Here is a 21,966-nt window from a genome sequence, read left to right as displayed (position 1 = left end):
GGGAGGGTGCCATGCCGACGGGCAGGGTGAAGTTCTTCGACGAGGCCAAGGGCTTCGGCTTCATCGCCGGGGACGACGGCGTCGAGGTGTTCCTGCACGCGTCGGCGGTGCCCGAGGGCGTCGTCATCAAGCCCGGCGCGAAGGTCGAGTACGGCATCGCCGAGGGCCGTCGCGGCCCGCAGGCGCTCTCGCTGCGCACGGTCGGCGGCGCCGCGGTGAAGGCCGCCCGCCGCGACACGGAGGACATGGCGATCATCGTCGAGGACCTCGTGCGCCTGCTCGACACCATCGGCAACGACCTCCGTCGCGGCCGCTACCCGAGCGCCGCGCACGGCTCGACCGTCGCGCAGATGCTCCGGAGGGTCGCCGATGACCTCGATGCCTGAAGCCGACGCGCCCGCACCCGTGCCCGCGACGCCGACGCTCCAGGAGCTCGAGCTCGCCATCGCCGCGCTCGACGAGGTCGCGCCGAAGGGCGCCGTGGGCGAGGTGCAGGACGCGTTCGCCGAGGGCGACCACGTGCTCGCGATCCGCCACGCCTCGACGCTCGGCGGCTACCCCGACTGGTCGTGGACGGTGCTGCTCTCGCGCGGCCTCGAGGGCGGCCCGACCGTGCTCGAGGTGGCGCTGCTGCCCGGCGAGGGCTCCCTGCTCGCGCCCGCCTGGGTGCCGTGGGCCGACCGGCTCGCCGACTACCTGGCGGCCAAGGAGGCCTCGGGCGCCGAGGGCGCGGACGACGACGACTTCGTCGACGACGAGGAGCTGGAGTCGGATCTCGAGGCCGACCTGGAGGACGACTTCGACGACGACTTCGCGATCGACGATGAGCACGACCTCGGCGACCACGACGACGAGGCGGACGACGCCGACGACGAGGCCGCCGGCGCCGACCGCTGACTAGCGCTCGAGCAGGAAGTCGAGGCAGCGGGTCAGCTGCAGCACGTCGGCCGGCTCGATCGCGGCGAAGCTCGCGACGCGCAGCTGGTTGCGGCCGAGCTTGCGGTACGGCTCCGTGTCGACCACGCCGTTGGCGCGCAGCGCCTTCGCGAGCGCGGCAGCATCGACCGACTCGTCGAAGTCGATCGTGACGACGACGTCGGAGCGGTGCGCCGGGTCGGCGACGAACGGCGTCGCCTCGGGGCGCGCCTCGGCCCAGGCGTACAGGGTCGACGCCGACTCGGCCGTGCGCGCAGCCATCGCGTCGAGGCCGCCGGAGGCGAGCATCCAGCGGATCTGCTCGTCGAGCAGCAGCAGCGTCGCGAGCGCGGGCGTGTTGAGGGTCTGGTCGAGGCGGGAGTTCGTCACCGCCTGCTGCAGCGACAGGAACTCCGGGATGTAGCGGCCGGAGCCGCCGATCCGCTCGATGCGCTCGATCGCCGCCGGGGAGGCGAGCGCGAGCCACAGGCCGCCGTCGGCGGCGAAGTTCTTCTGCGGCGCGAAGTAGTAGAGGTCGCTCTCGGCGACGTCGACGGCCAGGCCGCCCGCCGCACTCGTGGCGTCGACGACCGTGAGCGCATCCGCCTGTCCCCGGACGACCGGGTGGAAGACGCCCGTGGAGGTCTCGTTGTGCGGGTAGGCGACGACGTCGACGCCCTCGACGTCCTCGAGCGCCGGGCGCGAGCCGGGCTCGGCGCTCGCGACGCTCGGCGCCTCGAGCCACGGCGCGGCGGCGGCCTTCGCGAACTTCGCGCCGAACTCGCCGAACGTGAGGTGGTGGGAGCGGCGCTCGATGAGGCTGAACGCCGCGGCGTCCCAGAAGGCGGTCGAGCCGCCGTTGCCGAGCAGCACCTCGTAGCCGTCGGGCAGCGAGAAGAGCTCGGCGAGCCCCTCGCGCACCGAGCGCACGAGACCCTTCACCGGCGCCTGCCGGTGGCTCGTGCCGAGCAGGTCGAGGCTCGACTGCAGGCGCGCGACCTGCTCGGGCCGCACCTTCGACGGGCCGCAGCCGAATCGTCCGTCGGCGGGCAGGAGGTCGGCGGGGATGACGATGTCGCTCACGCTGACGATCCTACGAGCGCGGCGACAATAGGGTGGAGCCGGATGGCTGGCGGACGGGGCGAAGGAAGCGGGAGCTGCGGGTGACGGATCTCGTCGACACGACAGAGATGTACCTCCGCACGATCCTCGATCTCGAGGAGGAGGGCATCACGCCCCTGCGCGCCCGCATCTCGGAGCGGCTGCACCACTCGGGCCCCACGGTGTCGCAGACCATCGCGCGCATGGAGCGCGACGGCCTCGTCGTCGTCGCCCCCGACCGCCACCTCGAGCTCACCGAGGAGGGCCGCGCGCTCGCGATCCGCGTGCTGCGCAAGCACCGCCTCGCCGAGCGGCTGCTCGCCGACGTGATCGGGCTCGACTGGAGCCTCGTGCACGACGAGGCGTGCCGCTGGGAGCACGTCATGAGCGAGCAGGTCGAGCGCCGGCTGCTCGCGCTGCTCGGCAACCCGCGAGAGTCGCCGTACGGCACGCCCATCCCGGGCCTCGCCGAGCTCGGGCTCGAGCCTGCCGAGGCGTTCCTCGCGGGCGTCGTGCCGGCGACGGATGCGCGGGGCGAGCACGTGGTGCGCAGGCTCGGGGAGCCGGTGCAGCACGACATCGAGGGGCTCGCCGAGCTGCAGGCGGCCGGTGTGGTCCCCGGCGCGCGCGTCGCCGTGACCGACGTCGGCCCGCGCATCCGCCTCTCCGTGGTCGGCGGCGCCGCGATCGACCTGCCCGTCGAGCTCGCGCAGCACATCTACCTCGAGGCGTGACGTCCAGGCTTCGTCCAGGCCCCTCAGAGGCTCGCCGACGGGCGTGGACGGATTGTGACGGATTGGTAACGGTCGGCTAGTCTCGCCGCGTCAGCCCTGCACCGTGGTGCGGGGATCTGCACGCATCTGGGGGAACACCGAAGCATGGATCAGCAGCACTCGACGGCCATCGCCGTCCCGATGGCCGGACGACCTGCTCCGAGGGAGCGCGCGCTCGCGCCGCTCCGCCGCGGCGTGAAGAGCGTCGGCGTGGTCAGCATCGCGGCCGCCCTCGTCGGCGCGCTCTCGCTGCCGGCGGCGGCCTTCGGGCCGCAGGGCGAGCAGTTCTCCGCCGACGAGCTCGCGAGCATCGTCGCCGAGAACTCGCAGACCGTCACCGTCGCCGCCGACGCGCGCGTCGACCTCGTCGCTCGCGAGGGCATCGCCGGCACGACCGCCGAGCAGCTCGCCGAGCTGCAGGAGGCCGCCGCCGCCGCCGAGGAGGCGCGCCAGGCCGAGCTGGCCGAGGCGCGGGAGCAGGCAGCGGAGGTCGCCTCCGCTGCGGCGACGGGCGGCGAGGCCGTCAGCACGCCTGCGGCGGCGAGCATCCCCGCCAACGGCTCGATCGCCGCGATCGCGCAGTCGCAGCTCGGCGTGCCCTACGTCTGGGGCGGCTCGAGCCCTTCGACGGGCTTCGACTGCTCCGGCTTCACGGTGTGGGTGTACGGGCAGGCAGGGCACTACCTGCCGCACTCGTCCAACGCCCAGGCCGGCTACGGCACTCCGGTGCCGGCGTCGCAGGTCGCTCCCGGTGACCTCCTGGTGTGGAACGGGCACGTCGCCGTGTTCGTCGGAGGTGGGCAGATCGTGCATGCCGCGACGAGCGGCAAGCCGGTGAAGTACTCGAACTATGCGGCCATGGTCGCGGCGTTCGGCACGCCCGAGGTCCGCCGGTTCGGCTGACCTGCACGTCGGGTGACAAAACGATAACGATTTGGTAACGTGGGTCGAAGTGCCGCCTGTCGGCGCTTCGTTCCACCGAGATTTTTGGAGTATCAGCCTGTGACGACCTCAACCGAGATGACCGGCTTCGAGTCCACCGACAAGAAGCGCTTCACCCGCGCGTCGGTGGTGCGCAACGCCCGTCGTGTGGGCGTGATCGCTGTCGCTGCGGCACTCGCCACGCCCCTCGCCCTCCCCGCCTTCGCGTCGAGCTCCAACGCCGACGCCTCCGATTCGTACTCGTCCATCGTCGCGCAGGACGCACAGTCGGTCTCGGGCGTCGTGACGGCAGGGGGCCCCGGCCTCGAGGCTCGTCTCGACGTGCAGGCCACGACGGCGGAGGAGCTCGAGCAGATCCGAGCGGAGCTCGAGGCTGCGGCGCAGGCCGAGCTGGAGCGTCAGCAGGCTGAGCAGGAGCAGCAGGCCCAGCAGCAGGATGCCGAGCAGGCGACCGCTGGGGGCACGGCGGGAGGAGCCTCCTCCTCGCCCGCTTCCAGCGCGCCGTCCGCCGCGGTGTCGGCCGGGGCGTCCGGCAGCGTCATCGCCAACACCGCGCTCGCACAGGTCGGCGTCTCGCAGGACTGCGTGCAGCTCGTGCGCAAGGCCATCGGCGCTGCGGGGCTCCCGTACTCGGGCATGGGCTCGCTGTTCAACCTCGGCCCGACCATCCCGATGTCCCAGGCTTCGCCCGGCGACGTCATCTACTACGCCGACGGCGGCGTGGGACGCGCGCACATCGCCATCTACATCGGTGGTGGCCAGGCCGTGCACGGCGGCTGGTCGGGCTACAACACGGTCGTCGCAGGCGTCAACATCGGCGGTACGGCACCGGTGTTCATCGACATCACCTGACCCTGCACGACGAAGCGCTGTGAGGACGAGCCTCGCGATCCTCCGGGTGCAGCCCATGCAGCAGAAGGAGGCCCGTGCACGCGCCTCCGGAACACGGTGAGCATGGTCTCGGACAGGAGGCCGCCCATGCCGATGCCGCGCTCGCTGGTGCAGGATCAGCTCGATCGTCCGATTCGACGCGCTGCGATCGACGCTCGTCCGCGGTGGGCCCGGTGACCGCCGAGCCGAGCACCGTCGTCCTCGAGGTCAGCGGGGTGCATTGGGCGTCCTCGAAGTCCGTCGCTGAAGCCGCGCTGCTGCGCCGGCCGGGGGTGGTCGCCGTCGACGCCAACCCGGTCGCGCAGACCGCCAACGTCACCTACGACCCCCGAGTCACCAGCGTCGGGCAGCTCCGCGACTGGGTGATCGAGTGCGGCTATCACTGCTCGGGGCAGTCCGTGCCGGACCACATCTGCGATCCAGTCGCCGCCATGCACGGCGGGAACGAGGGACCGTCGGCCCTGATCGACCACGGCAGCCGACAGCAGGAGGCTGCGCCGTCCGCGCAGGATGTCATGGGACATGGAGGCCACAACGCCGACATGTCCATGGCGGCGATGACGCGCGACATGCGCAACCGCTTCGTGGTCGCCGCGCTGCTCTCGATCCCCATCACGCTCTGGTCGCCGATCGGTCGGGAGGTGCTGGGGTTCGCGATCCCGGCCCCGTTCGGGCTTCGCGACGACGTCTTCGCGCTGATCCTCTCGCTGCCGGTGATCTTCTACGCCGCCTGGATCTTCTTCGACGGTGCTTGGCGAGCGCTGCGCGAGCGGACCCTCGACATGATGGTCCTGGTAGCCGTCGGCGTGGGTGCGGGCTGGCTGTACAGCCTGGTGGTCACGCTCACGGGCGGCGGCGAGGTCTTCTACGAGGCGGCATCCGTGCTCGCGACCTTCGTGCTCCTCGGCCACTGGGTCGAGATGCGCGCCCGAGGCGGGGCGAACGACGCGATCCGCCGGCTGCTGGAGCTCGCGCCGCCACGGGCGGTCGTCATCCGAGACGGCGTCGAGGTGGAGGTCTCCACGTCCGAGGTCATGCCCGGTGATCTCATGCTGGTGCGGCCCGGGGCGAAGATCCCGACCGACGGCGACGTCGAGGAGGGCGTCTCCGAGGTCGACGAGTCGATGGTGACGGGCGAGTCCATGCCCGTGGCCAAGGAGCCCGGATCCGAGGTGATCGGAGCGACGGTGAACACCGTGGGCACGCTGCGGGTGCGTGCGACCAGGATCGGCGCCGATACAGCGCTGGCGCAGATCGTGCAGCTCGTGCAGCGACCGTGCGAGGCTGCGCTCGCACCCGGGATCGGCTCCACCCATCCGAGTACGGGTGTCTGGCGTCGCAGCACCGCTCGATGCCGGGCAGGCTCGCGAGTTCTCGTACGGCGTCGGGCGCGACAGCTCAGACGCGGTGCAGCCGCAACCCGCGTGAGCGTCGGTCGCCGAACCTAGCCGGCGGGACGGATCACGTCGGCGCCGTTCGCATCGATGCGCACCAGGCCGCGGTCGTCGACGAGCAGCAGCGAGCCTCCCTCACCGACGGCGAGTGCCTGCAGCGCGCCGCTGAAGCGCTCGCCGCCCGTCCAGCGGCCGTCCTGCGCGCGCCAGAGCTGGCCGTCGATGCCCGCGCCGACGAGCGTGCCGTCGGCGCCGGCGGCGATCTGGAACAGCAGCGGCGCGTCGGGCACCGGAGCGAACGTCGCAGCACCGTCCACGCTGACCTGCAGGCCGTCCTCGGTCGCCGCGTAGAGCTCGTCGCCCGCGCCGACGGCGAGGTCAGCGGCTGCCAGCACTGCCCCGGCGGTCCAGGTGGTGCCGGCATCGCTGCTCGCCTGCACGCTGGGCGACGATGAGCCGATCCCGAAGAGGCTGCCGTCGGGGCCGCCGGTGAGCACGTGGAAGTCCTCGACCCCCGTCCGCGCGACGGGCTCCCACGTCGCCGCTCCGTCGACGCTGCGCACGATCCCCAGATTGGGAGCGCCGAGCTCGGGAGACGTCGCGGCTCCCGGATGCCCTGAGGCGAAGAGGGTGCCGCCGGCGACGGTGAAGCCCATGGCGTCGAAGTCCTCGCCTCCGAGCGGCCCCTCCGCCTCGCCGGCGGAGTCGACGCGGTAGACGCCTGCGTGGCTGGCGACGAGGATGTCGGGGTCGCCCGGGAGCACGCCGATGCCGTGGACGTGTGCGAACGGATCGTCGTGCAGCGGAGCTGCGGCTGCGTCCGGAGCGGGCTCCTGGGCGCACCCGGCGAGCATGAGCGCGAGCACAGGAATGGCGAGGAGCGCTCGCGAGCGGGGGGTCTTCATCGTCGGTGCCTCCAGGGGTGTCGAACCAGGGGTCGGGTCGGTGCCGGCATGGGGAGGCCCGGGCCCGGGCGCGCAGCCGCAGGCCTCCCCGTGCCGGTCAAGGTCAGAGCTGCTCGAGCAGCTCCTGCATCGTCTCGATCTCCGAGGTCTGGTCCTCGATCACCTGCTCGGCCAGGGCGACCGCCTCCGCGTTCTGCCCCGTCTCCACCTCCACCTCGGCCATCTCCACTGCTCCTTCGTGGTGCACGACCATCTGCTCGAGGAACAGGCGGCTCGCCTCTGCACCCTCGGCATCCTCGAGCTGGCGCATGTCGTCATCGGTCATCATGCCGTCGCCGTGATCCATGCCGCCCATCGAGCTGTCCTCGTACTCGATGCCCCATGCCTCGAGCCAGCCCCGCATCGTCTCGATCTCGGGACCCTGTGCGTCCTTGATCTGCTGCGCGAGGTCCAGCACGCGCGGGTCGACGCCGTTCTTGTCCAGCACGACATCGGCCATCTCGACCGCCTGCTCGTGGTGAGGGATCATCATGGTGACGAACATCTCGTCTGCCGAGTTGAAGTCGGCGGATGCTTCTGCAGAGGTGCTGGCACCCGGGCTCTCGGAGGTGCCTGCGGCCGTTCCCCCCTGGGTCGAGCATCCAGCCAGGATCACAGCGGATGCGATGAGGCCGGAAGCGATGGTCATGGTGCGGAAGTGCTTCTTCATAGTCATTCTGTCCTTCGATCATTCGGATTGCAGATGGGTCTCGCGTCCCACAGGACGCGGCGGCGTACCGGACGCATCCGGCGCGGTGCTGCCCGTATCAGGTCCGACTGATCGAGAGGAAGATCAATGAGGGAGGCCGTGGACGGGGAATCGCGCCCGGGTCATGCTCGAGCATCGCGCCGCCGCGCGTCAACGGGATGGTGAGGGCTCCGGTCCATCGGCGAGGGGTCACGACGAGCAGCCCCGCGAGGAGGGCGAGCACGCAGGACATCAGCACCGACGAGTGATCAGGCGACGGAGCGGCGCACTCGCACGGTTGCGCCTGCGCGTGCTCCGGGAGTGTCGGCGCTCCCGATGCCGCCAGCGGCAACGCATCGGAGACGGCCGGGCGGTGGCCGTCGGGGCCGCTGACCGTGTGCATCCCGAGCAGGCCGATGGTCAGGGCGGCGACGAGGAGGACCGCCACCGGGAGCCAGCGCAGGAGCAACCGTCTCGCGACGATGCCGCTAGCGCCCATGTCCGCCCCCTCTCCTCTTCGAGGATAGTCGCCGAGTCGGGGTGATCCCTGTGCACCAGTCCTGCGGCACCGTGGTGCCGCGATAGGCTCGGTGAGCCTGGCCTCTGTAGCTCAATGGAAGAGCATCTCCGTCCTAAGGAGCTGGTTGGGGGTTCGAGTCCCTCCAGGGGCACGCTGTGATGAGTCGCGACATAGGTCTCACCTGAGTCGCGACATGTGTCACGAAGAGAGAGCCCCTGGCCATCGGCCGGGGGCTCTTCTCGTGTTGCGCCAGTAGCTGCGTGCCGGGTCGATGGTGTTGGTGGCGAGGATCTCGCCTGTGTCGAGGTCGATGACGGTGGCGGTGGTGTCGTCGATGAGGGCGAGGATGCGTCGGCCTCGGTGGGCTGCGCCGATGGCGAGGTGGTGCATGCGGCCAGCTCGGCGGAGGCTTGTAGCTGGTGCGGAAGCGTTCGATCTTGCCTTGCATCTGCGGATGGCCGGGTTTGCCGTTCTTCTGCCGGACGCCCAGCAGCGGCAGCACGTACTCGAGGGCGTTGCGGCCGCCGCCGAGGCGGGCGGTGAAGACGCGACCGTTGTCGGTCAGCGTCGAGGCGGGCGCGCCGTGCTCATCGAGACAGGCGGCTCCCGTCGCAGGGGGGGAGGGGGGCTGGCCCGCGTGCGCGGGCGCCCAACCGGGCATCGGCGAGCGTCCGCCGCGGCCGGAGGTGGCTCGTCCGGACGCAGAGCTCGTGCTCGAAGACCTCTAGACCACTGCATCCATCCCGTCCCAGTCCTCCTGTCAGCCGCGCAGGCAGCTCCCGCCTGTCCTCGAGACACGGTGAGCGATGTCAGCCACACCGCCAGCGCCGGGTCCGCGCCTGCATCGGTGTACGGTGCTCGTCGATGACGCTAGTCCCGGCGCCGGCCGGGTGAAAGGGGCGACATGAGCAACTGGTACGTCATCACCGGCGGGCCGAGCTCGGGGAAGACCACGACGGTGAACCTGCTGCATGAGCGCGGCTACGCCACGACCGTCGAGCACGCCCGTCACTACATCGACCTCCAGCGGATCGAGGGCAGGAGCGTCGAGGAAGTGCGCGGGCGGCAGCGCGAGTTCCAGTGCGGCGTCTTCGCCATGCAGCTCGAGCAGGAGGCGAGCCTCGACCCCGATGAGACCGTCTTCCTCGACCGCGCCCTCCCTGACTCGCTGGCCTACCATCGATTCCTCGATCTGGAGCCCCACGCCCAACTGCTCGACGCGCTCCCACGGGTGTCGTATCGGAAGGTCTTCATCCTCGACCTGCTGCCGCTCGCCCCTGACTACGCTCGCATCGAGGATGCCGCAGCCCAGTCCCGGATCCATGCCCTGCTCACGGAGGTGTACCGCGAACTCCCGAGCCCGGTGGTGACCGTGCCCGTGCTCAGCCCGGCGGATCGCGTCGCGTTCATCCTCGATCGGCTCTAGCTGCGCATGCCCTCGCTCCGCACGCCGGTAGCATCGAGCGCGACGGGCCACGCATGCGCGGCCCCGTGCATCCGCCGCTCCGGCGAGCCCGGGACCGGGCCGCCCGAGCGGATCATCCAGGCAGTCCCACGACGAGAGCGAGCGCATGAGCATCACCGCTGCGGCCGAGCCGAGGCCCGCGAAGGCCACCGACGGGGCCGCGTGGGACGCGCAGGTGCTCGAGGGGCAGCCACGCGCCCACTACATGCAGTCGGATGCGTGGGCCCGCACCCGTGAGGAGAGCCCGTGGCGGGCGCTCCGCGACGTCGTGACCGTGCCGGTCGCCGGCGGCGAGCGGCCTCTCCCGATCCAGCTCTTCGAGCGCAGCGTGCCGCTTGCCGGCCGCATCCTCTTCCTGCCGCGCGTGGCCGGCATCGACGCCGCGGCCGTCGACGCGATCACCGCCCGGGCCAAGGCCTACCCCAAGCGCTGGTTCGGCCTGAAGATGGAGACGTTCCAGGCGGAGGACCCCGAGCTCATCGCCGCGTTCGAGCGCAACGGCTGGGTGCGAGCCGCCTCGAGCCAGTACCAGCACGCGGTCGCCGTCGACCTCACCGGCACGCTCGACGAGGTCGCCGCGCGCTTCAAGAAGCGCGCCCGCAACTCGTACCGCGCCGCCGAGAACAAGTTCGGCGTGACGGTCGAGAAGGTGGCGATGACGCCCGAGCACGAGGCCGAGATGCACCGGCTCATCGGCGAGACGAAGGAGCGCTCGGGCGGCTACTTCCGCCACCCCGAGTACTTCCAGCGCATCTGGGACGTCTACAAGACCGTCGGCCAGGGCCACTTCTACGTCGCGCACTACCAGGGCGAGGTGCAGTCGATGGCGTTCGTCATGCGCTTCGGCGACACAGCCTGGTACAAGGACGCCGGCAGCATCCGCGAGAACGCGAAGATCTTCGCGCCCTACCTCATGCAGTGGAAGATCATGCAGGACCTGCACGCGCAGGGCGTCACGCTCTACGAGCTCGCGAACATCCCCGACCCGGCCGAGTGGGAGACGAGCGACATCCGCGGCCTCTACACCTTCAAGACCGCATGGGCGGCGGAGCCGGTCACGTACATGCCCACCTTCGAGCTGCCGCTCACCGGCCGCTACGCGCTGTGGCAGAAGGCGGGCCGCTGGCTGCGCGCCGTCTACACCCGCCGCACGGGCGACGCCTGGTTCTGAGCGGCGCGGCTCGTCCCGACGCCTGCGCTCGACTGCCCTGGCGCGTCCACGAGGACTCGCCAGGGCAGTCGAGTCCGGCTCAGCCGAGCGACGCGAGAAGGTCGGCGCAGGCCTGCTCGCACTTCCGGCAGGCCTCGGCGCACACCCGGCAGTGCTCGTGCATGTCGGCGTGGCGCTCGCACTCGTCCGCGCACGCCTTGCACGCGGCCTGACAGGCCTCCAGCACCGCGCGCGTGACCGCGGCGTCGGCACCGGTGCGACGCGAGAGGATGCGGCCGGTCGCCTCGCACACATCCGCGCAGTCGAGGTTGGTGCGGATGCACGTGGTCAGCTCGGCGACCATGTCCTCCGCCAGGCACGCGTCAGCGCACGCCGTGCAGGTCTGGGCGCACTCGAAGCATGCCTCGATGCATGCGGCGAGCTTGTCCCGGTCGACGCCTCCGAGGTCCTTGGGATAGGTGTCGAGCATCGACATGACGTGATGGGTCATCGTTCTCTCTCCTTCTTCCGGTTCGGCTGCGACGGTCGCAGCCTGTCCGTCCGGTCCCGCGGCGCAGCTCGCGCCGCCGGCCCGTCCGACGTCAGTAGCGCTCGAGGATCTCCTCCATCTGCGCGATCTCCTCCTGCTGGGCCTCGACGATGTCGTCGCACAGCTGCACGATCTCCGGGTCGGTGATGTCGGCCTCCTGGCACACCAGGATCGCCCGCGAGTGGTGCGGGATCATCGACTCGAGGAAGCCCTTGTCTCCGACGAACGCCTCGCTCCTGCCCATGAGGAGGGCGACGACGAACAGGGCAGCGAACCCGACGACCATGGCGATGTTCGCCTTCCTGCTGGGGAACATCGACCACATGCCGATCGTCATGACGATCCCCATCGCGGCGACCATGATGAGCGCCATGTAGAAGTTGCTGATGTTGAAGGTGAAGTGCCCGAGCTCGCGGATCATCGACATCGAGAGCACCCACATGAGCCCGAGGCTGACGAGCAGGATCGCGCCGAACTTCAGGTACATCCGTGCTGGGCCATGCCCGGACTGCTCGTGTGCGTCGGTCTGTTCCGAGCGGGTCATGGCTGCTCCTCCGTGGTCGGGGTGTCGGATCGGGCAGCACCCAGCTGCCCGCCGCTGACGCAGGCCATGGAACCGGGTCCACCTTGGAGTGTCCTCCACGCGCCGTGGCACCCGGCGGTGTGGCACCCGCGCGGCTCCCGGCCGCGTGGCTATCGTGACGGTGTGCGTGAAGACGAGACCGAGATCCGGGGCGACGGGCCCGTCGACGAGGCGACGCACGAGACGGCGGGCGCCCGCGGCGCCGCCGTCGACCGCGCTGCGCTGAACGAGGCGGAGGCCGTGGCCGACGCCGCCGAGGACGCGATCCTCGACGCCCACGACGCCCCCGAGCCCGGCGCCGACCGCAGCCTCGCGCCCGAGCCGGCCGCCGCCGAGCCGGCGCCGCGCGTGCGCCGGCGCGAGGGGGAGTGGCAGGCGTGGGCGGATGCGCTCCGGCGCGTGGGCGGGCGGAGCCCGCTGACCGACTTCATCGACACGACCGCGACCCGCATCGAGCTCTCGACGACGCATCCGGGCGGCCTCGCCCAGTTCATCACCGGCCGGCCGACCGCGCTGTCGAGCCTCATCCGCGACGACCTCGCGCTCCGCGCCGCCCGCTCGGCTGCCGCGGCGATCGCCTCGAAGGGCATCGAGCTCGCGGCCGCCCGCTCGATCGACGCCGTGCACCTCGGCATCGGCATGGCCCGGTTCCCGCACGCCGACGCCGGCGGCGGCCGCGGCGAGGTCTACGGCCCGGTGCTGCTGCGGCCGCTCGTCGTGCGGCGCCGCGGGCGCGACTTCGAGCTGCAGCTGCTCGGCCGCCCCTTCGTCAACCCGCGCATCGCGAGCATCCTGCGCGGCCACCACGGCGTGCGGCTCGACGAGCGGCAGCTGATCGAGCTGGGCTCCGGCGAGGGCACCTTCACGCCCAACGCCGTGCTCGACGCGCTGCGCCAGGCGGCGGCGCACGTGCCCGGCTTCACCGTCGAGGCGCGGCTGCTCGCCTCGACCTTCGCCGACGTCGGCGAGCCGATGGCCGCCGACCTGCAGCAGCAGCCGCACGACGTGCTCGACGCCGTGCGCGGCGACGAGCAGGCCGCGTGGCGCGTGCGCGAGGGCCGCGCGGGCGTCGACGAGACGCCGCAGGACAGCCGCGACCCCGAGGTCGACCGGCTCGTGCTCGACGCCGACGCCGAGCAGGACGCGGTGATCGCCGAGGCGGCCGCCGGCAACTCGCTCGTCGTCGAGGCGCTGCCCGGCACGGGCCTCACGCAGACGATCGTCAACGTGATCGCGGCGCTCGTGGGCGACGACCGCCGCGTGCTCGTCGTCAGCCCCCGCCGAGCGACGCTCCGCGACATCGGCGACCGGCTCGCGAGCACGAAGCTCGAGTCGCTCGCCGTCTCGGAGGCGACGCTGCGGCGCGACCTCATCGGCGCGATCCGCCGCATCGAGCAGTCCGAGCGCCCCGACACCGGCGAGATCGACGAGGCGATGCTGCGCCTGCGGAAGGTGCTGCTCGACTACCGCGCCGCGCTGCAGCGGGTCGACCCGAAGCTGCAGGTGTCAGTGCTCGACGCGCTCAAGGAGCTCTCGCGGCTCGCGATGCTGCCGACGCCGCCGTCGACGCGCGCGCGGCTGAGCGAGCAGGCGACGGTCGCGCTCGCGACCGACCGGCCTCGCGTGGCGGCGACGATGCGGAAGGCCGCGGCCCTCGGGCAGTTCCGCTACGGGCCGAGCGACACGCCCTGGTACGGGGCCTCCTTCGACTCCTCGGGCGACGCATCCGCCGCCCTCGCCGACTCGCAGGCGCTCGCCGGGTCGGCGACGACCGGGCCGGGCACCTCCGGCGGCGACCTCGAGGCGCTGCTCACCGAGGCGCGCCGCGTGATCGGCGACACGAAGCTGCGGCCCGCGGCGACCCTCGCCGAGCTCGGCATCCAGGTCGCGCTGCTCACCGACGTGCGGGCCACGCTCGACGTCATGACGCCGTCGCTCTACGACCGCCCGCTCGGCGAGCTCATCACGGCGACGGGCCCGCGCCGCGAGGCGATCCAGTCGCTCGGCGCGATGCAGCGCCGGCGGCTCAAGAAGCTCGCCGAGGAGTACATCCGCCCCGGCAGCCACGTGCCCGACCTGCACGACGTGCTCGTCGCCGCGCAGCAGCAGCGGCGGCTGTGGGCGAAGTTCGCGCCCGACGGCTCGATCCCGTCGGTGCCTGCGGGCCTCGCCGCGCTCGACGCGCGCCTGCGCGACGTCGTCGTGCGGCTCGACCGGCTCGACGCGGCCCTCAAGCCCGAGGTGCGCAGCGTCGACCTGCCGATCGAGGAGCTCGAGGCCCGCATCGCCGAGCTCGCGGCTCCGAGCGACGCGCTGCAGAACATCCAGGAGCGGGCCGAGCTGATGAGCTCGGTCGAGCGGCTCGGCCTCGACGCGCTGCTGACCGACTTCGCCGACCGGCACGTCGCCGACGACCAGGTCGAGCACGAGCTCGACCTCGCATGGTGGCAGTCGGCGCTGCAGTCGATGCTGGGCCGGGAGCGGGCGCTGCTGCGCGGCAACACCGACGTGCTGCGACGCCTCGAGCAGGACTTCGCGCTCGTCGACGAGGCGCACGTCGACGCGTCGAGCGCGCGCCTCGCGCATCAGGTCGCGCAGGGCTGGCGGCTCGCGGTCGACGACCACCCGGACGAGGCGGATGCGCTGCGTCGCCTCATCAAGGCCGGTCCTGTCGACGCCGACGAGCTGCAGCGCCTCGCACCGCACCTGACGCGCTCGGTGGCGCCCGTGTGGCTCGCCTCGCCGTACGACCTGCACCGGGTGCCCAAGCGCATCCCCTTCGACGCCGTGATCATCGCCGACGCGGGCGCCATCACGATCGCCGAGGCCGCCGGCGCCATCAGCCGCGCGCGGCAGGTGATCGCGCTCGGCGACTCGGCGACGCAGACGCCCGCGCCGTTCGACGTGGGCATCTCGACCCTCGGCATCCGCCCGAGCGAGGAGCTCGCGACGCCCGACGAGCTGCACGCCGAGTCGGCGCTGTCGCGGCTCGGGCAGGTGCTGCCGACGCTGCACCTGACGCGCTCGTACCGCACGGGCGGCGCCGACCTCGTCGCGGCCGTGAACGAGCGCTTCTACGAGGGCCGCATCGAGGCGCTGCCGTGGGCGGGCGCCTACCTCGGCCACGCCTCGCTCACCGCCTCGATCGTGCACGGCGCCCACGGGCTGCCCGAGCAGGGCGCGGCGACGGTCGAGAGCCCCGACGCCGAGGTCGACCGGGTCGTGCAGCTCGTCACGCAGCACGCGCGCTCGCGGCCGCAGGAGTCGCTCATGGTGGTGACCGCCAACGAGAAGCACGAGGTGCGCATCCAGCAGGCGGTCATGGCGGCGCTCGCGTCGTCGAACCAGCTGACCGACTTCGTGGTCGCCGACCGCGAGGAGCCGTTCGTCATCGTCGACGTCACGCACGCGAGCGCGCTCAGCCGCGACCGGGTCATCTTCTCGGTCGGCTACGGCCGCACGAAGCACGGCCGCAACGTCGACTTCGGCACGCTGGGGCAGCCGGGCGGCGAGCGCCTGCTCGCCGTGGCGATGACCCGCGCCCGCAAGGCGCTGCAGATCGTCACGTCGTTCGACGCGGCCGAGCTCGACCCCGAGCGGCTCGCGCACGGCGCGGCGATGCTGCGCGAGATCCTGCTCGACATCGCGGCCGAGGATCGCGCGCCGACGTTCTTCGGCGGCGACCCGCTCATGGTCGACCTCGCGACGCGCCTGCGCCGCCGGGGCCTCCGCGCCGACGTCTCCTACGACGACCAGCTGCCGCTCGTGGTGGCGAACGGCGGCATCTGCGCCGCGATCGAGGCCGACCACGACGACGGCGACCGCACGCTGCGCGAGGCGCTGCGGCTGCGGCCCGAGGTGCTGCGCCGGTTCGGCTGGCACACGATGCGCGTGCACGCCTTCGAGCTGTTCACCGACCCCGAGGGCGTCGCCGACCGCATCGCCGAGCTCGTCGGGGCGGATGCGTCGTCGTGACGCAGGAGGGCGGCCCGGCCGACGGCGGGGAGGCAGCGGATCCGGCGACGCCGCAGCCCGCGCCGCTCGTCATCCGCCGTCGCGGCAGGCGCGTCTCGACCGAGCCGTCGCCCGGGTACACGGGCGAGCCTCTGCTTGAGCGGCGGCAGCAGTCGAGCGAGAACGACGAGCAGCTGCGTCGTGACGTCCCGCCCCACTGGGGCTGACGCATCCGCCTGCACCCGCAGATGCAGGTGCAGGCGGATGCCAGGGCGGCCCGATGGGAGCCGTTGGCCCTACATCCGCTACGGGCCCGAGCTTCGCGGTAGCTGCGTCAGCCGCGCGGCGCGGTGCCGGGCGCGGCGCCCGGCGCCTGCTGCGCGCGCAGCAGCTCGCGGATGTCCTGCAGCACGTCGACGTCGGTCTCGGCCGGCTCCTCGGGGGAGACGCCGCGGCGGCGGTCCTGGCGCTCCTTGAGCTTCGCCATCGGCAGCACGAGCACGAAGTAGACGACGGCGGCGATGACGAGGAAGTTGATGATGGCCGCGATGAGCAGGCCGATCTTGAAGATGCCGACCGTTGCTCCGGCGAGGTCGTCGGCGTTGAAGGCCTGCGCCAGCAGTGGGTTGATGATCGCCTCGGTGAACGCGGCGACGATGGCCGTGAACGCCGTGCCGATGACGACGGCGACGGCGAGCTCGACGACGTTGCCTTGCATCAGGAACTTCTTGAAGCCCTCCATGGGGTCCTCCTCTGTGTGGGTGCGGGGAACCCGGCGCGGTCAGGTGGCCGTGCCGGCGCCGCCCGACGACGGGGTCGTCGATGCGGACGTCTTCGCCATACCGGGCTGGGGGGATCCGGAAGCGGGTGCGCTCTTCGCGCGCGAGTCGGTGCGGTAGAAGCCGGAGCCGTTGAAGGTGACGCCGATGGTGCCGAACTGCTTCCGCAGCGCGCCGCCGCAGGCCTCGCAGACGGTCAGCGACGGCTCGTCGAAGCTCTGGCGCGCATCGAAGGCGTGGCCGCAGGCGGTGCAGGCGTAGGCGTAGACGGGCACGGGGCGCTCCTCAGGACGTGTGGTGGATGCCGGACTGCGTGACGACGCCGTCGACCGGCTGGTCGTAGGCCGCGTGCGGCACGGAGTCGAACAGCTCCTCGTCGTGCACGACGGCATAGACCGGAGGACATTCTGCCATCGCGGCGATGGTCTTGTCGAAGAATCCGCGGCCGCCGCCCAGGCGCGAGCCGTCGCGGCCGACCGCCGTCGCGGGCACGAGCATGAGGTCGACCTCGTCGAGCGCGGTCGGCGGGAGGGCGTCCGCGGTGGGCTCGGGCATGCCGAGCGTCGCCTCGACGGTCTCGGTGCCGTCGTGCTCGGCCCAGTCGAGCAGGCCGTCGGGGCGGATGACCGGCAGCAGCACGCGGATGCCCTGGGCGTCGGCCCAGCGGAGGAAGGCGCGCGTGTCGGGCTCCTCCGGGAGCGAGAGGTAGGCAGAGATCGTGCGGGCGCCGAGCGCGCGCGTGAGCGCCTGCAGGTTGGCGGCGAGGCCGTCGGCGCGCTCTCCGGCGAAGGCGGCGCCGCGCTCGGCCCGCTCGGTGCGCAGGCGTCGGCGCAGGGCGCGCTTGGCCTCCTCGACGTCGTGCTCCGGGTCGCTCACGCCCCGGAATCTAGCGCGTGCCGGTGAACGGGCCTCGTGGTGGCCCTGCCGCTCTCCTGAGCCGACGTTGTGGAACACTGTTTGATAAAGGTGTGACGCAAACCGTACTGTGAGGGCAGGAGCGACGGAGGGTGCGATGCGAGCGCTGGTCACCGGCATCACCGGGCAGGACGGCGGGCACCTGGCCGAGCTGCTCCTCGCGCAGGGCTACGAGGTGTTCGGGCTCATCCGCGGGCAGCACAACCCGAAGCGCCACGCCGTCCGGGAGGAGTTCCCGGCCGTCACGCTGCTCGAGGGCGACCTCGCCGACCCGACCTCGCTCATCCGCGCCGTCGAGATGGCGGCGCCCGACGAGCTCTACAACCTCGCCGCGATCAGCCACGTCGGCTACTCCTTCAAGAACCCGGCGCTGACCGCCGAGGTCACCGGCAAGGGCGTGCTCAACCTGCTCGAGGCGGTGCGGGTCACCGGCCGCGGCGGGCTGACGCGCTTCTACCAGGCGTCGACCTCCGAGATGTTCGGCGGCCTCGACTACAACCGCCCCGGCCGGGGCTACGCCGAGGACTCGCTGTTCCACCCGCGCAGCCCCTACGGCGTCGCGAAGCTCTACGGCCACTGGACGGCGAAGAACTACCGCGAGAGCTACGGCATGTTCGTCTCCTGCGGCATCCTCTTCAACCACGAGGGGGAGCGCCGCGGCGTCGAGTTCGTCACCCGCAAGATCACCGACGGGGTCGCGCGCATCGAGGCGGGCCTGCAGGACGCGATCGAGCTGGGCGACCTGTGGCCCAAGCGCGACTGGGGCTACGCCGGCGACTACGTGCGCGGCATGTGGCAGATGCTGCAGCACCCGACGCCCGACGACTTCGTGCTCGCCACCGGCGTGACGCACTCGATCGAGGACTTCCTCGCGCGCGCGTTCGCCGAGATCGGCGTCGACGACTGGCGCCCCTACGTGCGGCAGAACCCCGAGTACATGCGGCCGGCGGAGGTCGACATCCTGCTCGGCGACCCGTCGAAGGCGGAGGCCCTGCTCGGCTGGCGCCGCGACGTCGACTTCCAGGGGCTCGTGCGGCGCATGGTCGCGCACGACCGCGAGCTCGCCAGCGGGCGCGTGCCTGCATGAGCCTCAGGATCGCGATCACCGGCGCCGACGGCTTCGTCGGACGGCACGTCGCGCGGCTCGCCGCCGAGCGCGGCCATCGTGTGGTGGGGGTGCTGCGCTCCGAGCGGCGCGAGGCGCCGCCCGACCTCGACGAGGCGGTCGTCGCCGACCTCGCGCACGCGGCGCCCGCCCTGCCGCCCGTCGACGTGGTGCTGCACCTCGCGGGCCTCGCCGCCGTGGGGCCGTCGTTCGCGCAGCCGCAGCGCTACCTCGAGCAGAACTCCGCGATGGTGACGCACCTCGCGGAGTCGCTGCTGCAGGCCGACGAGCGGCCGCGGCTCATCGGCGCGAGCAGCGGCGCCGTCTACGCGCCGGGCGACGGCCCGCTCGACGAGCGGGCGCCGACCGCGTGCGCGTCGCCGTACGCGGTCAGCAAGCTCCTCGTCGAGCTGCAGCTCGACTACTACCGCGGCCGCGGGCTCGAGACGATCGCCGTGCGGCCCTTCAACCACCTGGGGCCGGGCCAGGGCGAGGGGTTCCTGCTGCCCGACCTCGCGGCGGGGCTCCGGCGCCTGCGGTCAGGGGAGGCGCTGCCCGTCGGCGACCTCACCACCCGGCGGGACTACACCGACGTGCGCGACGTCGCCGCCGCCTACCTCGCCCTGTGCGAGGCACCCGTGCTCGAGCATCCGCTCTACAACGTCGCCTCGGGCGTCGCCCGATCGGGCGAGGAGGTGCTGGCCGAGCTCTGCGCGGCGCTCGGCGTGCCGATGCCGCCGCGGGTGCGGATCGCGGGCGAGCGGCGCCCGGTCGACGCGCAGGAGGTGGTCGGCGACGCGGGGCGCCTGCGCGACGAGCTCGGCTGGCAGCCGCGGATCGGCCTCGCCGACACGGTGCGCGACTTCGCGGCCCAGGGGATGCGCGCGGCGACGCTCTAGGCTCGACAGCGTGTTCGACAGCGCGCCCCGCCTCTCGCACGGCGCCGTCACCGTGCGAGGCATCCGCATGCGCGACGCGAAGACCCTCGAGGGCGAGCTGCTCGCCAACCGGCCCTGGCTCGAGCGCTGGGAGGCGACGCTGCCGGGCACGCGCCCGAGCGGCCGCTTCGACACCCGCTCGTCGATCCGCTCGCTGCTCGAGAGCGACCGCGACGGCAGCGGCCTCGCCTTCGCGATCGAGGTCGACGGCGAGTTCGCCGGCCAGCTGAACGTCGCCAACATCTCCGGCGGCGCGCTCGCCTCCTCGACGCTCGGCTACTGGATCGCGCGACGCTTCGCGGGCCGCGGCGCGACGACCACGGCGGTCGCGCTCGTCACCGATCACCTCATGCTCGGCATGGGTCTCCACCGCGTCGAGATCTGCATCCGGCCAGAGAACGTCGCGAGCCTGCGCGTGGTCGAGAAGCTCGGGTTCCGCTACGAGGGCTGCCGTCGCCGCTACATCCACATCGACGGCGACTGGCGCGACCACCTGTGCTTCGCGCTCGTGCGCGAGGAGCTCGCCGAGCCGCTCCTGCAGCGCTTCGAGGCCGGCCGGGTGCCGCCGTTCGACCGCTCGGTCTACCCCGTGCCGGTCGGCGGCGACCCGCGCGCGGGAAGTTCGCCGCGCGCCTGATCGAACCGCCGCGCGCCCTCCCGTGATCGGGTGCGCCGCGCCACTACCGTGCAGGACATGCCAGAGTTCGCAGGTCTCGGGACGACCCTCATCCTCATCGTCGCCGTCGTGCTCTGGGTCGTCTACCTCGTGCCCGTGTGGACGCGGAAGCGCGAGTACCTGGCGACCGAGCGCAACGCCATCCGGCTGCAGCAGACGCTCCGCATCATGGCCGAGTCGGCCGAGTCGCCGGAGGAGGTGCGGCTCGAGGCCGACGCGCGCACCATCGCCGTGCAGCAGCGCGCGGTCGCGAAGGAGGCCCGCCTCAAGCAGGCGATGGAGCACGCGAAGGCCGTCGCCCGCGCCCGCGAGCTCGACGAGCAGATCAAGGCGGTGGAGCGCGAGGTGCGCGCCGCCGTGAAGTCGTCGGTGTCGCGCGCGCAGCGGCTGCGCCGCACGCGCCTGGCGTGCTTCGCGCTCGTGCTCGTCGCGGTCGCCGCGATGGTCGTGGGCGCCGCGGTGCCGGGCATGCAGGTGCTGCTCGCGGTCGGCGGCGCGGTCGCCGTGCTCGGCGCTGCCGGGCTCGTCACGGTGAACGCGTCGTCGGCGCGGATGCGCCGGGTCGCCGAGGCCACGGCGCCGCACGTGCGCACGCTCGTCGAGGCACGGCAGGTCGCGGCCGAGGCGGTCGCGTCCGAGGCGCGCATGGCCGAGCAGGTCGTGGCGCGGCAGGCGTCGCGCACGGGCGAGGCGCCGCGGGTCGCCGCCGCCACGCCGGCCGCGCTCCGCACCGACGAGGTGCTGGCCTCGCGCGCATGGTCGCCGCAGCCGCTGCCCGAGCCGCGGGCGCGGGTGCAGTACCAGCCGCCGTCGCCGAGCGACGACCTGCTGCGGCGGGCGCGCCAGCAGCTCGCCGAGGACCGCAAGGCCATCTCCGGCCCGCTCGCGCGCGTCACCCAGCTCGAGCCGAGCTTCGAGGAGATCGTCACGGGCGAGCTCGCCCAGGTGCCGACCGAGACCGAGCGGCGCATGGCGCCGACCGCGCCCGCGGTGCCGATCCGCGAGGTGCAGCTCGGCGCCGCGATCGGCGCGGCCGAGTCGCTCGACGTCGTGCGTTCGGATGCGCCGCTCGAGACGCAGGAGGACGAGCACGCGATCCGTCGCGAGGACCCGGTCCGCCGCCCGGCGCCCGCCGGCGGCTCCCGCTTCGCCGCCATGGGGCTCGTCGACGACGACCTCGACGGGCTCGACGTGCACGCCGCGTTCGCCCGTCGCGTCGTCTGAGCCGGAGCCGTCGCCCCGATTTCGCCGCTGGGGCGGGTGTCGGGTACTCTGAACCGGTCCGGGCCCGTGGCGCAGTTGGTAGCGCGTCTCGTTCGCAATGAGAAGGTCGGGGGTTCGATTCCCCCCGGGTCCACCCCACGCACAAGGCTCGGACCCTTGCCAACGGAATCGTTGGCTCGGGTACGGGCCTTGTCGCTGTCCTGAACCCAGTTGAGGGCGTTGGCGTTGACTTCGGGGTCGAGGAGCATCTCGAAGGGGCGGTTGTTCTCGACCCGAAGCTCGCCGTCTTCGTCGATGTAAACCTTGGTGAAGAAGGCTTGATTGCACAGGCGCCGGTTGGCGTCGTCGCAGCGCTGGTAGATGTCGCCGCAGTCGGCCAGCAGGTTCAACGCGTCATCAAGGTGGGCACGAGCGTCGGCGTAGTCGCCGTGGTGGGCGTCGATGCGCCGGTTGAGGCTG

At 72.3% G+C, this 21,966-nt stretch carries 24 protein-coding genes, 2 tRNA genes and 1 pseudogene; 16 read left to right on the top strand and 11 right to left on the bottom strand.

All coding sequences use genetic code 11. The annotated features are described in order from the left end of the window. Positions 1-11 precede the first annotated feature (11 nt). Both AC1RNL_RS00295 and AC1RNL_RS00290 read left to right on the top strand, forming a co-directional pair. A complete protein-coding gene (locus AC1RNL_RS00295; protein ID WP_146355429.1) occupies positions 12-386 on the top strand; it encodes a cold-shock protein in 375 nt (124 codons plus the stop codon). Continuing rightward, positions 370-897 (top strand): DUF3027 domain-containing protein, encoded by a 528-nt coding sequence (locus tag AC1RNL_RS00290; protein ID WP_400531512.1) that lies wholly within the window; start codon positions 370-372, stop codon positions 895-897. The genes AC1RNL_RS00295 and AC1RNL_RS00290 overlap by 17 nt, the downstream gene beginning before the upstream one ends. On the opposite strand, the gene serC is transcribed toward AC1RNL_RS00290, so the two are convergent. After that, positions 898-1,998, bottom strand: coding sequence for a phosphoserine transaminase (serC, locus tag AC1RNL_RS00285; protein WP_128188571.1), 1,101 nt, complete (start codon positions 1,996-1,998; stop codon positions 898-900). Positions 1,999-2,078: 80 nt separating this feature from the next. Between serC and AC1RNL_RS00280 the strand changes: the two genes are divergently transcribed. The 4 genes from AC1RNL_RS00280 (at position 2,079) to AC1RNL_RS00265 (ending at position 6,070) form a co-directional block, all read left to right on the top strand. Continuing rightward, a complete protein-coding gene (locus AC1RNL_RS00280; RefSeq protein WP_246990465.1) occupies positions 2,079-2,750 on the top strand; it encodes an iron-dependent transcriptional repressor DtxR in 672 nt (223 codons plus the stop codon). Positions 2,751-2,894: 144 nt separating this feature from the next. Continuing rightward, positions 2,895-3,692 (top strand): C40 family peptidase, encoded by a 798-nt coding sequence (locus AC1RNL_RS00275; RefSeq protein ID WP_492934107.1) that lies wholly within the window; start codon positions 2,895-2,897, stop codon positions 3,690-3,692. A gap of 99 nt (positions 3,693-3,791) precedes the next feature. Continuing rightward, positions 3,792-4,583, top strand: a complete 792-nt coding sequence (locus AC1RNL_RS00270) for an NlpC/P60 family protein (RefSeq protein ID WP_146355419.1) — start codon at positions 3,792-3,794, stop codon at positions 4,581-4,583. A 212-nt stretch (positions 4,584-4,795) separates the two neighbouring features. Next, complete coding sequence (locus tag AC1RNL_RS00265; protein WP_246990469.1) at positions 4,796-6,070, top strand: heavy metal translocating P-type ATPase; 1,275 nt, start codon at positions 4,796-4,798, stop codon at positions 6,068-6,070. Here the strand turns inward: AC1RNL_RS00265 and AC1RNL_RS00260 are convergent. The 3 genes from AC1RNL_RS00260 to AC1RNL_RS00250 all read right to left on the bottom strand — a co-directional run bounded on the left by AC1RNL_RS00260 (position 6,067) and on the right by AC1RNL_RS00250 (position 8,147). Further along, positions 6,067-6,921 carry a WD40/YVTN/BNR-like repeat-containing protein gene (locus AC1RNL_RS00260; protein WP_128188576.1) on the bottom strand — a complete coding sequence of 285 codons (855 nt, stop codon included), beginning with the start codon at positions 6,919-6,921 and terminating at the stop codon, positions 6,067-6,069. The genes AC1RNL_RS00265 and AC1RNL_RS00260 overlap by 4 nt on opposite strands. 103 nt (positions 6,922-7,024) lie before the next feature. Continuing rightward, a complete protein-coding gene (locus AC1RNL_RS00255) occupies positions 7,025-7,630 on the bottom strand; it encodes a DUF305 domain-containing protein (protein WP_128188577.1) in 606 nt (201 codons plus the stop codon). A gap of 97 nt (positions 7,631-7,727) precedes the next feature. Continuing rightward, complete coding sequence (locus tag AC1RNL_RS00250; RefSeq protein ID WP_246990471.1) at positions 7,728-8,147, bottom strand: DUF6153 family protein; 420 nt, start codon at positions 8,145-8,147, stop codon at positions 7,728-7,730. Positions 8,148-8,247: 100 nt separating this feature from the next. Here AC1RNL_RS00250 and AC1RNL_RS00245 point away from each other — a divergent pair. Continuing rightward, positions 8,248-8,319, top strand: a tRNA-Arg gene (locus tag AC1RNL_RS00245). 47 nt (positions 8,320-8,366) lie between these two features. Here AC1RNL_RS00245 and AC1RNL_RS00240 read toward each other — a convergent pair. After that, positions 8,367-8,558 (bottom strand): hypothetical protein, encoded by a 192-nt coding sequence (locus AC1RNL_RS00240; protein WP_128188579.1) that lies wholly within the window; start codon positions 8,556-8,558, stop codon positions 8,367-8,369. A 19-nt stretch (positions 8,559-8,577) separates the two neighbouring features. Then, a pseudogene (locus tag AC1RNL_RS00235) lies at positions 8,578-8,754 on the bottom strand (IS481 family transposase); the annotation flags it as partial. Positions 8,755-9,072: 318 nt separating this feature from the next. On the opposite strand from AC1RNL_RS00235, the gene AC1RNL_RS00230 reads away from it, so the two are divergent. Then, positions 9,073-9,594: an AAA family ATPase gene (locus AC1RNL_RS00230; protein WP_281439982.1), complete on the top strand. Its 522-nt coding sequence runs from the start codon at positions 9,073-9,075 to the stop codon at positions 9,592-9,594. A 145-nt stretch (positions 9,595-9,739) separates the two neighbouring features. Next, on the top strand, positions 9,740-10,804 hold the full coding sequence (locus tag AC1RNL_RS00225; protein ID WP_146355413.1) for a lipid II:glycine glycyltransferase FemX: 1,065 nt from the start codon (positions 9,740-9,742) through the stop codon (positions 10,802-10,804). Between the two features lie 79 nt (positions 10,805-10,883). Here the strand turns inward: AC1RNL_RS00225 and AC1RNL_RS00220 are convergent, their stop codons facing one another. Together AC1RNL_RS00220 and AC1RNL_RS00215 are read right to left on the bottom strand one after the other, a co-directional pair. Next, complete coding sequence (locus tag AC1RNL_RS00220; protein ID WP_128188582.1) at positions 10,884-11,294, bottom strand: four-helix bundle copper-binding protein; 411 nt, start codon at positions 11,292-11,294, stop codon at positions 10,884-10,886. 91 nt (positions 11,295-11,385) lie between these two features. After that, positions 11,386-11,877, bottom strand: a complete 492-nt coding sequence (locus AC1RNL_RS00215) for a DUF305 domain-containing protein (RefSeq protein ID WP_492934106.1) — start codon at positions 11,875-11,877, stop codon at positions 11,386-11,388. 162 nt (positions 11,878-12,039) lie between these two features. Here AC1RNL_RS00215 and AC1RNL_RS00210 point away from each other — a divergent pair, with 162 nt between their 5' ends. Beyond that, complete coding sequence (locus AC1RNL_RS00210; RefSeq protein ID WP_128188583.1) at positions 12,040-15,891, top strand: ATP-binding protein; 3,852 nt, start codon at positions 12,040-12,042, stop codon at positions 15,889-15,891. Beyond that, positions 15,888-16,097, top strand: a complete 210-nt coding sequence (locus AC1RNL_RS00205) for a hypothetical protein (protein ID WP_492934105.1) — start codon at positions 15,888-15,890, stop codon at positions 16,095-16,097. The genes AC1RNL_RS00210 and AC1RNL_RS00205 overlap by 4 nt, the downstream gene beginning before the upstream one ends. Positions 16,098-16,204: 107 nt before the next feature. Here AC1RNL_RS00205 and mscL read toward each other — a convergent pair whose 3' ends face one another. From mscL to AC1RNL_RS00190, 3 genes are read right to left on the bottom strand one after another with little or no spacing between them, the layout of a single operon-like run. Continuing rightward, complete coding sequence (gene mscL, locus AC1RNL_RS00200; RefSeq protein WP_492934104.1) at positions 16,205-16,612, bottom strand: large conductance mechanosensitive channel protein MscL; 408 nt, start codon at positions 16,610-16,612, stop codon at positions 16,205-16,207. Positions 16,613-16,651: 39 nt separating this feature from the next. Continuing rightward, positions 16,652-16,924, bottom strand: coding sequence for an FmdB family zinc ribbon protein (locus AC1RNL_RS00195; RefSeq protein WP_492934103.1), 273 nt, complete (start codon positions 16,922-16,924; stop codon positions 16,652-16,654). A 10-nt stretch (positions 16,925-16,934) separates the two neighbouring features. Next, positions 16,935-17,525: a 5-formyltetrahydrofolate cyclo-ligase gene (locus AC1RNL_RS00190; RefSeq protein WP_492934102.1), complete on the bottom strand. Its 591-nt coding sequence runs from the start codon at positions 17,523-17,525 to the stop codon at positions 16,935-16,937. Between the two features lie 136 nt (positions 17,526-17,661). Between AC1RNL_RS00190 and AC1RNL_RS00185 the strand changes: the two genes are divergently transcribed. The 5 genes from AC1RNL_RS00185 to AC1RNL_RS00165 all read left to right on the top strand — a co-directional run bounded on the left by AC1RNL_RS00185 (position 17,662) and on the right by AC1RNL_RS00165 (position 21,640). After that, positions 17,662-18,651 carry a GDP-mannose 4,6-dehydratase gene (locus AC1RNL_RS00185; RefSeq protein WP_492934101.1) on the top strand — a complete coding sequence of 330 codons (990 nt, stop codon included), beginning with the start codon at positions 17,662-17,664 and terminating at the stop codon, positions 18,649-18,651. After that, the gene (locus tag AC1RNL_RS00180; RefSeq protein ID WP_492934100.1) at positions 18,648-19,568 is read left to right on the top strand and encodes an NAD-dependent epimerase/dehydratase family protein; all 921 of its coding nucleotides are present in this window, start codon (positions 18,648-18,650) and stop codon (positions 19,566-19,568) included. Before AC1RNL_RS00185 ends, AC1RNL_RS00180 begins: the two co-directional genes overlap by 4 nt. A 10-nt stretch (positions 19,569-19,578) precedes the next feature. Continuing rightward, positions 19,579-20,244 carry a GNAT family N-acetyltransferase gene (locus tag AC1RNL_RS00175; protein WP_128188590.1) on the top strand — a complete coding sequence of 222 codons (666 nt, stop codon included), beginning with the start codon at positions 19,579-19,581 and terminating at the stop codon, positions 20,242-20,244. A gap of 57 nt (positions 20,245-20,301) precedes the next feature. Beyond that, on the top strand, positions 20,302-21,507 hold the full coding sequence (locus AC1RNL_RS00170; RefSeq protein ID WP_492934099.1) for a hypothetical protein: 1,206 nt from the start codon (positions 20,302-20,304) through the stop codon (positions 21,505-21,507). Between the two features lie 60 nt (positions 21,508-21,567). Next, positions 21,568-21,640, top strand: a tRNA-Ala gene (locus AC1RNL_RS00165). Positions 21,641-21,966 lie beyond the last annotated feature (326 nt).

The organism is Agrococcus sp. GW821-FHT14H11 (assembly GCF_058803545.1).
This window is presented reverse-complemented; position numbering and strand designations above follow the sequence as displayed.